Annotated in this window: 10 protein-coding genes and 1 tRNA gene; 1 reads left to right on the top strand and 10 read right to left on the bottom strand. The window is 50.4% G+C overall.

The genetic code is table 11. The features are described from left to right. Positions 1–76 precede the first annotated feature (76 nt). The 10 genes from FD32_RS04365 to yycF form a co-directional block, all read right to left on the bottom strand. Complete coding sequence (locus tag FD32_RS04365; RefSeq protein WP_047769436.1) at positions 77–1,249, bottom strand: iron-containing alcohol dehydrogenase; 1,173 nt, start codon at positions 1,247–1,249, stop codon at positions 77–79. Positions 1,250–1,615: 366 nt separating this feature from the next. Further along, on the bottom strand, positions 1,616–2,149 hold the full coding sequence (locus FD32_RS04360; protein WP_047769438.1) for an NADPH-dependent FMN reductase: 534 nt from the start codon (positions 2,147–2,149) through the stop codon (positions 1,616–1,618). Positions 2,150–2,210: 61 nt separating this feature from the next. Further along, the gene (gene rlmH / locus FD32_RS04355) at positions 2,211–2,690 is read right to left on the bottom strand and encodes a 23S rRNA (pseudouridine(1915)-N(3))-methyltransferase RlmH (protein ID WP_047769452.1); all 480 of its coding nucleotides are present in this window, start codon (positions 2,688–2,690) and stop codon (positions 2,211–2,213) included. Positions 2,691–3,248: 558 nt separating this feature from the next. Then, positions 3,249–3,746: a phosphatidylglycerophosphatase A family protein gene (locus FD32_RS04350; protein ID WP_047769439.1), complete on the bottom strand. Its 498-nt coding sequence runs from the start codon at positions 3,744–3,746 to the stop codon at positions 3,249–3,251. A 225-nt stretch (positions 3,747–3,971) separates the two neighbouring features. Then, positions 3,972–5,240, bottom strand: coding sequence for a S1C family serine protease (locus FD32_RS04345; protein ID WP_047769441.1), 1,269 nt, complete (start codon positions 5,238–5,240; stop codon positions 3,972–3,974). 71 nt (positions 5,241–5,311) lie between these two features. After that, positions 5,312–6,118, bottom strand: coding sequence for an MBL fold metallo-hydrolase (locus FD32_RS04340; RefSeq protein ID WP_047769443.1), 807 nt, complete (start codon positions 6,116–6,118; stop codon positions 5,312–5,314). Positions 6,119–6,140: 22 nt separating this feature from the next. After that, complete coding sequence (locus FD32_RS04335; protein WP_047769445.1) at positions 6,141–6,980, bottom strand: two-component system regulatory protein YycI; 840 nt, start codon at positions 6,978–6,980, stop codon at positions 6,141–6,143. Positions 6,981–6,992: 12 nt separating this feature from the next. Continuing rightward, on the bottom strand, positions 6,993–8,288 hold the full coding sequence (yycH, locus tag FD32_RS04330) for a two-component system activity regulator YycH (RefSeq protein WP_047769447.1): 1,296 nt from the start codon (positions 8,286–8,288) through the stop codon (positions 6,993–6,995). Next, a complete protein-coding gene (walK, locus tag FD32_RS04325; RefSeq protein WP_047769449.1) occupies positions 8,266–10,134 on the bottom strand; it encodes a cell wall metabolism sensor histidine kinase WalK in 1,869 nt (622 codons plus the stop codon). Before walK ends, yycH begins: the two co-directional genes overlap by 23 nt. Positions 10,135–10,147: 13 nt before the next feature. After that, positions 10,148–10,855, bottom strand: coding sequence for a response regulator YycF (gene yycF / locus FD32_RS04320; RefSeq protein WP_047769450.1), 708 nt, complete (start codon positions 10,853–10,855; stop codon positions 10,148–10,150). A gap of 161 nt (positions 10,856–11,016) precedes the next feature. Between yycF and FD32_RS04315 the strand changes: the two genes are divergently transcribed. Next, positions 11,017–11,089: transfer RNA gene (locus FD32_RS04315), tRNA-Lys, on the top strand. Positions 11,090–11,191 lie beyond the last annotated feature (102 nt).

Genomic DNA, 11,191 nt, shown 5'->3' with positions numbered 1-11,191 from the left:
TTTGTTAAATTCCGAATGGTGCTTCTGATTCAGAGGCTTTTTGTCACAACCCCCTTTATTTTATTCAAATCAGTAATTAATAAATACCATCGTAAGCCTTTTGGAAGAGCTTGATAACTTCTTCCTTGGTTCCCTTACGAGGGTTAGAGAAGGCGTTCCCATCCTTGAGGGCATTTTCCGCCATCAACTCGAAGTCTTCTGGCTTTGCGCCAATAGCCTTGATGGAGTCCGGAATACCAATGGCCTTTGCCAGTTCACGCATCCCGTCGATGGACTTGTGAGCGGCTTCCATCGTAGTCATGCCAGTGGTGTCGTAGCCCATGATTTCAGCCAACTTAGCAAAGCGGTCTGGGCAGGCGATGATGTTCCATTCTTCAACAACTGGCAGCATCAGTGCACAGCAGACACCGTGAGGAGCGTCGTATTGACCACCCAGTTGGTGTGCCATGGCGTGAACGTAACCCAGGTTGGCGTTGTTGAAGGCCATGCCGGCAAGCATTTCCCCTTCAACCATCTTGGTCCGGGCTTCTACGTTGTGACCATTAGCAACTGCTTCTGGCAGGTACTTTTGGATGATCTTGATGGCCTTTTCACATTGGCTATCGGTGATGTCGTTGTGGTCAACGGAGACAAATGGTTCCACCGCTTGGACGTAGGCATCCAAACCGGTAGCGGCCGTGGTTGCTTGTGGGATATCCAACATCAGCATTGGGTCGTTGAAGGAAACCAGTGGGATGTTCCGCCATGAAACCACGACGAACTTCAGGTGGGTTTCTTCGTTGGTGATAACGGCGTGACGGGTCAGTTCGGAACCAGTCCCGGCAGTCGTGTTAACCGCCATCAGTGGTGGCAGTGGCTTTTCCAGAGTTTCGATACCGGCAAGCTTGGTAATGTCGTCACCGTTCGTCAGGATAATACCAATCCCCTTACCACAGTCGTGAGCAGAGCCCCCACCAACGGTGATGATACTGTCACAGCCATTGTCCAGGTAGATTTGCTTACCCTTCTTGATGTCGCGAATCTTTGGGTTTTCTTCCGCACCATCGAAGACAACGTATTCAACGCCAGCAGCCTTCAGGGAGTCCAGAGTTTGGGCAACTGGACCATTTTCCAAGTTAACGATGTGGCCACCAGTTACGACCAGGACCTTGTGCATGTTAAGCATCTTTGCCCGGTCACCAATCTTCTTGATAACACCGGGGCCAAAGAAGTTAACACTTGGCATCAGAAAATCAAATTGACGTTCCATTAAATAACAACTTCTCTCTTTAATTTTTTACGTTCTAATAATTACACATTTTAGAGATCTTTGCAACAATTTTCACGAACTGTTTCCTTTGATTTATCGCATTCTAATGCGGTTTCAAAACGTATTAACGTGGTAAATCTCGATTTTTATCACAAGTGTTAAAGAAAGGGAGTGAGACAGAACTAGCTTGCTAGTCCGTCTTTCGACGCGAAGCTAGCCTGTAAAGAACCCCCGTCGAAGTGAAGCAAGTCTTTAGGAAGCACAAAGAGGGCTCTAGTATTCGGATTTTCCGAACGCTAGAGCCCCTTTGTGTACTACGCTGTAGCATTTTTAACTATATGGGGAACTTATGTCACAGTCCCTTACTTATAAGACATTTTCAAATTCCTGACGAAGCAGGGCCGCCTCATCATCATGGGTATGCAGGCGATAATCGGCCGTGGCCAGGGAGTCACCCGGCATCAAGCTGATTTGCGGGTTGACCGCCAGCTGCTTCATCTTGAGGCCAGTGACTACTAGGCGCATTGCTGCCTGGGCCTGGCTGCCCCCGTGACCGCCAAAGGTAACCAGGCTAACCGGCTTCCCCTGCCATTCCTTGGCCAGGTAGTCAATCGCGTTCTTCAGGGCCGCTGGATAACCCCAGTTGTACTGGGGGAAGAGAAAGATAAAGCCGTCATATGACTGAACTAACTTACTCCACTTCCGGGTCTTGGCATGGGTGTAGAGGCCGGTGAAGGGGATGTGCGGTTCATCCAGCATCGGCAGGTTAACCTTCTTCAAGTCAACCACATCGAAGTGAACCTGCTGACTCTTCATCAACTGGACCCGCAGCCAGTCGGCCACCTGCTTGCTCCGTCGGTTGGGCCGGACACTACCAATCAGAATTGCCACTTTCTTCATATCATAATCACCTCAGCTCCAGTATAGTTCACGAAAAGAGGACCGTCACACCTTACGCTTACTACTTGTGATAAGGCAGGCCGTTGATAATCGTGAAGGCCCGGTAAATCTGCTCACTCAATACTAACCGCATCAACTGGTGGGGCAGGGTGAAGCGGCCAAAGGAAATCTGGGTGTCAGCCCGCTTCAAAACCGCCGGGCTCAGTCCCAGTGATCCGCCAATAACAAAGGTGATATCGCTGTGACCGTAAGTTGCCAGCTGGTTGATCTCCTTGGCAAACTCCTCAGACGACCGTTCCTTACCCTTAATTGCCAGGGCGTAAACGTACTCCCGGTCCTTAATCTTGTTGAGGATGCGCTCCCCCTCCTTGGCCATTACCTCATCCATCTCGGCCTGGCTCAGGGATTCGGGCGCCTTTTCGTCAGGCACCTCAACAACCTGGAACTTACAAAAGCGGCCCAGGCGCTTGCCATACTCCGCAATTCCCGCCTTAAAGTACTTTTCCTTTAACTTACCGACACCAATTATTTTGATATTCAAGATATCCACCACTTTCCACACGTTTTCCACAAAGTTATCCACAGGCTGATTTGGGGATGAAATATATCTCCGAATGTTCGCTTCTTAATTCACAAATAAACCGTTTTCTGAGAATGGACTTATCCACAGTTATCCACAAAAACAATCGTTCGCTGTTGATAACTATAGTTGTTGATATAGCAGCGTTTAACGGGTGCAATGTGGAAAAGTTTTCCACTTATCCACCACTAGCCCCGCTGCCTGTGGATAACTTTCTTATTCGCTAATGTGCCGATTTCACAGCAATGTTTACCAAAATAAAAATTTTCCACTAGTTATCCACCAACTTATCCACAGAAAATATCAACAGCTTTTCTTTCATATTTCTCCCCTAAAATAACACGGCTTGTGGCATTTAAGCAACTTACCGTTGTTAAGTGAATGTTAACCTTTAAATAAACGGGTAACATTCGGTTTTAAAAATGCATTTGCGGATAAAATCCGTCCCGGTTATCGACAAAGTGGGCAAAATAAAAAAGACCCCCTACCGACTTTTGCACAGGCAGGAAGTCATTTTAGTTAGGCGTAACTGTGGGCAATCTTACCAGCGACCGCAGAAACAATCGCTGCTAAGAGGTCGTCAATAAAGGTGTTAACATGTTGGCCGTCGTGGTCGTACTTCGCAATAATCCCCTTCTTGACCCGGTCGAAATAACCAAAGTTGGTCGTCCCAATCGTCCCGTAGATGTTGGCAATCTGCAGGGCCAGGGTTTCATCAACCCCGAAGACACCGGCGTCATTGACGATGATGCTCGACAGCGGCTCCGCAACCTCACCCTTCTCGGTCAGGCGGTCGAGTTCCAGCATGACCATTGCATTGTTAAGGAGCTCCCGCTTGTGGAGGGCGTCCTGCAGGTATTCAGTACACCGTTCCTTGGTTAGCTGGGGCTCAAATTCAATTTGCGACTCGTAGATAATGTCAATTAAGTCATCCAGGTTAACCCCCCGCTCCTTCAAGCGGCTAACGACGAATTCGTAGGCCTTCGTGTCCGGGTATTTAAATTTACGATTGTTCATTTATTTCACCGTCCTATTTCGAAATTAAGTTATTAGCCATTCTACCACTATTAATACGGAAAGCATGGCTTAATGCTCTTTTAGTTTTCCGAATATTACACAGTAATCGCGGAAAAACCAAATAGGCTTGCTCCGCGTCGAAGCGTGCTCCTAGTGTCTAGCGCCGCGAAGCAAGTCCATTGATTACGGAGCACTCTGAAGCTTTTTTCCCAGCTTCTTTCTTGTTTATTCACCATCATCTTCCTGCTGGTTGTCGTCGGTATTGGCGGCTTCCTTGGTCAGGTGGAGGGTGGCCGTTTGCTGGTGACCATTCCGGTAGAAGGTGACCTTCGTGGTGTCACCAACCTTGTACTTGTACAGGGCCGCCCGTAATTCGTTCGTGTTGTTAATCTTCTTGTCACCCAGCTGGATAATCACGTCGTACTTCTTCAAGCCCGCGTTATCAGCAACCGAGCCGTTAGCAACCTGGAGGATCACGACCCCCTTATTGACGTTGCTTGGCAGCTTAAGGACGGACTGCTGTTGGTCGGTAGTAACGCTGCTCAAGTCGGCCATCCCCAGCCCCAGTGCTGGCCGGGAAATCTTTCCCTTCTTGACCAGCTGGTTGATGATGCTGACCACCTCGTTACTTGGGATGGCAAAACCAATCCCTTCAACCGAGGAGCCATCATTATCGGAGGAGAGCTTCATTGAATTAATCCCGATTACCTGGCCGGCCATATTAATCAGGGGGCCACCAGAATTCCCGGAGTTAATTGCCGCATCGGTCTGGATAACGGACGTCAGCGTGCCATCGGTTCCCGCCTTAAGGGTCCGGTTCTTTGCGGACACAATCCCCTTCGTTACGGTGTTGGCATACTCACTACCCATTGGGGACCCAATTGCCAGAACATCCTGCCCGGCCTTGATTGAGTTCGAGTTCCCAAAGGAAGCAACTTCCTTCACGTTGGCTGCGTTGATTTTTAGTACGGCCAGGTCCGTAGCGGAATCCGCCCCCACTAGTTGGGCGTCAACCTTCTTGCCATTGCTCAGAATGACTTGGAGGGCGTTGGACCCCGAAACAACGTGGTTATTAGTAACGATGTACGCCGTGTTGCCGGACTTCTTGTAGATAACCCCGGAGCCTTCACTGGCGGTCTCCAGCTTGTTACTATCACTTGACGACGAGCTGTCCCCGCCCTGGATAGTACCGAAGATTCCCAGCGCACCGTTGCCCTGCTGGACCTTCTGCTTGTTAAGGACACTGACCACCGTCGATTGGACGGAATCATAGGCCTTCGTCGACTGGGTGTTCAGGTTAGCCTTATTGCCGTTTACCTTGGTCCCGCCGGACTTGTTTGACCCCATCGGTACCCGGGTACTAACAGTGGCCTCGTGGTGCTGGATGGCGCCGTTAATGCCGAGCGTCACGCCACCACCGATCAGGCCGGCTAGTAAGCCGACCCCGGCGACCTTTGCCCAAAAGCGGCGACTAACTGGTTTATCATCCTTCATTACTCATTCCTCCATCAGTAAATCTCACTTTTACCCTACCGGAAAGTTATGAAATTTCTTTGAATAAACCGTTACAGGACCATTAATTTGCTTGGTTGCTCCGGCTCAGCGTCATCGAGGCGGAAGTCGTGGTCCACGCCAAAATCGTGTTGCTCCATCATGCTGGCAACGGTGAGGTGGGCCAGGGACCGCATGTTGTTGTGCTGGCTGCGGTGGCCGAGGAAAATCTCCTTGGTCCGCCGGCCGACAACACTCATCAGGGCATCGGCCCCCTCCTCGTTGGATAGGTGGCCCTCATCCCCTAAAATCCGCTGCTTGAGAGGCCAGGAGTACGGGCCCATCCGGAGCATTTCCGTATCGTGGTTACATTCCATCAGGTAAGCGTCCGCATCCTTGATGGTCCCCGCAACCCGGCTGGAGACGTAACCGGTGTCGGTCAAGATGCAGAAAGTTTTGTTGTCGTGGTGCACCTGGTAGAATTGGGGTTCCGCTGCGTCATGGGAAACCGCAAAGCTCTCGATATCCATATCACCAAATTCCTTGACGCTGTTAGGCGCAAAGATAAACTTCTGGTCTGCCGGAATCTTGCCGACCTTGCTGGCCATCGCGTCCCAGGTCCCCTGGTTGGCGTAGACGGCCATCCCGTACCGCCGGGCGAGGACCCCGACACCGTGGCAGTGGTCGCTGTGCTCGTGCGTTACAAAGATGGCCTCAACATCGGCTAGTGAGCGGTTGATTTTATTCATCAACCCCTCAATTTTCTTCCCACTGAGGCCCGCGTCAATCAGGATCCGGTGGTGGTTGGTCTCCAGGTAGGTCACATTGCCGGTGCTCCCGCTTGCTAGAATGCTGTAACGTAATGAATCGGTATCTGTCACCAATAATTTCCCCTTTTTACAATTATTTAATACTATCCATGTTCACGGTGTCCGGTGACGTCTTCATCACCGTGCTATTAAAGGCGTTGACGTTCAGCCGCTGGGTCGTGTCAGACGTCTTCGTCTTGATCTGCACTAGCCAGGTTGGGACGTATACTGCCCGGTCGTGATTATTCGTCGTCAGCAGTTTGGTGTAGCCCAGGATTGCCCAGCGAATCTGTGAATCGTTGGGAATCTGATTATGCCGGTATAGCCAAATAACCGCGTGCTGCTGGCTAATCGCTGTGGCCCGTTGCTGGAGGGTCATCGGGTTCTCAATGTAGCCCTGTGTGTAGCCCGTTACCTGGTTGCCGTTATTAAGGTGGAAACGGACCTGCCCATCATTATTTAAGACTGGCTGGCCCTTAACCATCTGCGTGTAGACAACCGTCTTTTTGTCAGAAAGTTGGGCGTTGTAGCGGTATTTTGTCCCCAACGGCACTTGCCGGGCCGACTTAATTACCTGGTTGAGCCGGTCATCCGGGTGAGTGTGACTAACCTTGATTGGTGAGTCAAATTCACTGTTGAGCTCGCTATCTGAGAAGTGGGCGGTCTGGTTCCGTAGCTTAGTCATCTGCTGCTCAAGTTGGCCCCCATCTCCGGACCGGGTTCCCGAAATGTAGTAACCAGAAGGCTGATGCCTTGAAAGGGACGTATAGGTAATTGAGTCCGCCCGCATTTCCTTAAGGACCGCGGTCTGGTGGCCCTGCTGACTATTTGAAATGGTGAACCGGCTCCCCTGAAAAAGGAGCTCACAGCCCACGATGATATCGAAGGCAAGGAAGGCAAACAGGAAAATCCATTGAATACGTTTAAAATTCATTTTCGTGCCCCCTCACTTAATCAATTCCGTGTAGTTGATCCAGTTACCATGGTACTTCACAAAGTAAGATGGTGTTAACTTAACGACCTTCTTGTTCTTATTATCGGTCTTCCACAGGTAGCCAACCCGCAGGCCCTTAACTTCCCTAAAGTGGGAACTGGCGTGCAGTTGGTCAAAGACGACCGTGCTTGACGGCAGGCGGACTTCCTGCTGGTCAATTGGCAATGGCACCTGGACGGAGTAAATACTCATCTGGCAGTGCTCGGTCCCGCCACGGGTCAGGCGTAACTTGATCGTCCCGTAACCGTCGTTGTTAAAGATTGGAAAGTCATCGACGTAGCTGCGGTAGGTTAACCGCCGCTGGTGGTCGTTGACCCCGTCAAAGCGGATGTTGCTTAGCTGGACCCCCGTCTTAACAAGGCGGTTGTAGAAGTACGAGTACAGTTGTTCGTTGGTCCGCTTATCGTCGTTGTTCAAGAAGGCCTTGTAGTTGACCGTTCCCCGGTCCTGGTTAAAGGTCATCCGCCGGTTAGTCCCGTTTGAGTAGACGACGTTGTTGCCATTATGGCTGGTCGTAATGTTAGCGTGCTGGTTGCTGCTCATCAGGTTCGTCGAGAGTGTATCGATGTTCTGGTTGGTTACCTGAAAGGCAAAGGTCGGTAGGCTAAAGCCCCGTGGGTAGGTCATTACTGTCTGCCCGTTAACGATTTTATGGTCAACGGGGATCCGGTTAGCATCCTTAGCGATATTTTGAACCTTGTTAAAGTTGCCCTTGCTGAGCCGCAAGCGGTAAACTCCGTAATGGTGGTCACTCAGCAGGTAAATTTCCCGCGGCCCCCCCAGGGGAATCACGATGTGGTTAATCTGGTTAATCTGGTCGCTATTGATCGACTGGGAGAAGGTCTCGTTAAAGACCACCGTCGGCACCCCATCCGGGTAACTCATCATCAGTGAGTTACGCCGCCGCAGGTAACTCAGGTAGACATCACTGTTATTGCTTTTGACGGTCGAAACCCGACCAAACTGCCAACTATGAATGTTGACCTTAAGCTTGCGGATCAGGTTGACCTGGGGGTTATACAAAATTGCCTGGTTTCCCCGCCGGTTAGTCTGGACCAGGCTGGTTGGCAGGTAAACATCCCCCATTGATTGGGTCGTAAATTGTTGGTTCGAATGAATCAGGTTGTCACGCCGGGCGCCCTCGTATTGAAAAGGATTCGTCCAGACCAGTCCGGAAATCAGCAGGCTGATGATTACGACAAGCGCTAAGGCAAATGATAACCAGTTAGTCCTTAGTTTCTTGAGCATCCCAGTCATCCTCCTCTTCATAAGGTACGTATGGCAGTGAAATATAGAAGGTCGAACCCTTTCCTTCGACACTGTCGACCCAAATTTGGCCACCGAGCATGTTGACAACCTCCTTGGAAATTGCCAGGCCGAGCCCGGTACCACCCTGCTTCCGACTCCGTGCTTTATCAACCCGGAAGAAGCGGTCAAAGATCCGGCCCAAGTCCTTGCGCGGAATCCCTAGGCCCTGGTCCGAGATACTCAGGATAACGTGGTTATGCGTCTCCAGCAGGCGGGTCGTGATTACACCACCGTCTGGCGAATACTTAATCGCGTTGTTCATGATGTTGTCAATTACCTGGGTGAACTTATCAGTATCAATTTCCACCCAGAGGTCCTTGCTGGTGAAGTAACGCTCAATCGTGTACTTCTTGCTATTTTCGTCATTCTCGTTCTTCTTAATGATCATGTCGAAGCGGTTCAGGATGTAGTTGAATAGCTCCTTAATATTGACGTATTCTAGGTTCAACTTGGTGGTCCCGGAATCCATCCGCGACAGGCTCAAGAGGTCGTTGATCATCCGGATCATCCGGTCAGTCTCGTTTTGAATCACCGTCAAGGACTTCGGGGCAATCTCCTTATCCTGCCAGGCCCCGTCGCTCAAGGCCTCGACGTAGCTGTGGACACTGGTCAGTGGGGTCCGGAGTTCGTGGGAAACGTTGGAAACGAATTGCTTTCGTTCCCGCTCTTCCTTTTGCTGGCTAGTAACGTCGTGAAGGACACAGACCAGCCCACTGACAAAGCCTGATTCACGCTGGATAGGTGAGAAGTAGGCGTTTAATATCAGGTCGTTCCCCTCGTTGGACATGTCGATGATCATTTCTTCCTGGTCCGTGTTAATTAACTGGCGGACGGTGTAGTCGTGACGGATGTCTAAGACGTCAATGATTGATTTCCCAATCAAATCGTCCTCGTGGTCAACACCGAGCAACTGGAGGGCCATGTTGTTGACGATGGTCACGTTACCCCGCCGGTCGGTCGCCAGGGCCCCATCGGACATGTGGGACAGGACGCTGTCAAGCCGCCGCCGTTCTGAATCCGACGATTCCTGGGCCTCCTCAACCCGCACGGAAAGGTTGTTAACCGCCCCGGCCAGTTGGCCCAATTCATCATTTCCCATCACCCGAACCTGACCAGAGAAGTCACCACGGGCAATCCGCAACGTTTGCTTCCGCATTTCCTCAATTGGCCGCGTTATTTCCTGGGAAATAAGGATGGCCAAGAAGAGACTCAGGGCAATAGTAATTAGGGCCGCCGATAGGTAGATCAGGGTAATACTGTTGATGTTGGAGTAGACCCCTTCCAGGCTGGCCCGCAGGTATACCGCCCCGACAACGTTATTGTTGCTATCGTTTAGGGGAATAACGTTAACGTAGTAGCGGTTATGGTTGGAACTATCATAAATGTTTTCGGAGTGGGTCCGGTTATTGACCAGGGTGGCCTTGATCGTACCATCGGTAGTCTTTTGGCCCACGATTCCCCGGTTGTCACTCGTACTGGTGCTCCGGATGATCCTCTTACTGTCAATTACCCGGATTTCCGAGATGTTATTGTTATTGACTTCTGACAGGATCTGCCGCATCTGCTGGTTGGCCTTCTTCTTGTTGGGCCGGGAAAGTTGTTCACTCAGAGAATTGTCAACGTACGACGGCAGTTCAATGGTTTGTTTAAACGTATTCAGGTTTTGATGCTCCAATTGACGCACAAAAACCGCCCCGACGCATTCCAGCGTTAACATCAGCATTAACGCAAACACGAGGGCGATTTTTACCCGAATCGATTGATAAAATTTTAACTTGCTATTCACAACCGTTCAGCCTCTAATTTTGATTGGGATTTGCTAAGTAGTAACCAACACCCCGCCGGGTAATCAACCATTGTGGCTGACTTGGATTATCCTCAATCTTTTCACGAAGCCGCCGAACAGTAACGTCCACCGTCCGGACATCACCGAAGTAGTCATACCCCCAGACGGTCTGCAGGAGGTGCTCCCGGTTAATAACCTGACCAATGTGTTGGGCCAGGTAGTGGAGAAGCTCAAACTCCCGGTGGGTCAAGTTGATGTTCTCACCCCGTTTGGTGACGGTATAGGCTTCGGGGTGGATGGTCAAGTCGCCGACCTTGATATCGCTGTTCTTATCCTCTTCCGCTGGGGCCTTCAGCGTGGCCTGCCGTCGCAGGTTAGCCTTAACTCGGGCAACCAGTTCCCGATTAGAGAACGGCTTGGTAACATAATCGTCGGCACCGAGTTCCAGGCCGAGAACCTTGTCTAGTTCCGAGTCCTTCGCCGTAACCATGATGATTGGCATTGTGTGCTTGGCCCGCACCCGCTTGGCAACCTCCAGGCCGTCGATCTTGGGGAGCATCAGGTCCAAGATAATCAGGTCAGGGTCCTCAGACTCCACCTTTTCCAGGGCCTCTTCGCCGTCAAAGGCCACAACGACTTCGTAACCTTCCTTTTCCAAATTAAATTTTATGATATCTGAAATTGGCTTTTCATCATCAACAACAAGAATTTTCTTCGCCATATCAATAATCCCTCCGTTGGGTATAATTGATTAAAAATTTAAAACCTTCATAATTAAGCTAGCTCAATTATAGCACAGGTCCCGAAAACTTTTTTAGCAAAAGCTGTTGACAATTCATAGTATTGATGGTAGATTAATAAAGTACCTTGTTAAGAGGTCATGGGCAGTTAGCTCAGCTGGCAGAGCAACGGACTCTTAATCCGTGGGTCCAGGGTTCGATCCCCTGACTGCCCATCAGAGGTTTATAAGGCTAGGAGAAAGCACAGTTTTCTCCTAGCCTCTTTCCTACGATTAGTCAAGAGTAAATATATAGAAAATGAGCGTATACTAAACCAT

It is taken from the genome of Limosilactobacillus panis DSM 6035 (genome assembly GCF_001435935.1).
Classification (GTDB): Bacteria; Bacillota; Bacilli; order Lactobacillales; family Lactobacillaceae; genus Limosilactobacillus; species Limosilactobacillus panis.
The sequence above is the reverse complement of the archived record's forward strand: the minus strand, read 5'-3'. Positions and strand labels throughout refer to the sequence as shown.

Coding starts and splice junctions, on each gene's coding strand:
- FD32_RS04365 (WP_047769436.1), bottom strand. CDS start 1,249: ATGGAACGTCAATTTGATTTTCTGATGCCAAGTGTTAACTTCTTTGGC.
- FD32_RS04360 (WP_047769438.1), bottom strand. CDS start 2,149: ATGAAGAAAGTGGCAATTCTGATTGGTAGTGTCCGGCCCAACCGACGG.
- FD32_RS04350 (WP_047769439.1), bottom strand. CDS start 3,746: ATGAACAATCGTAAATTTAAATACCCGGACACGAAGGCCTACGAATTC.
- FD32_RS04345 (WP_047769441.1), bottom strand. CDS start 5,240: ATGAAGGATGATAAACCAGTTAGTCGCCGCTTTTGGGCAAAGGTCGCC.
- FD32_RS04335 (WP_047769445.1), bottom strand. CDS start 6,980: ATGAATTTTAAACGTATTCAATGGATTTTCCTGTTTGCCTTCCTTGCC.
- yycH (WP_047769447.1), bottom strand. CDS start 8,288: ATGCTCAAGAAACTAAGGACTAACTGGTTATCATTTGCCTTAGCGCTT.
- yycF (WP_047769450.1), bottom strand. CDS start 10,855: ATGGCGAAGAAAATTCTTGTTGTTGATGATGAAAAGCCAATTTCAGAT.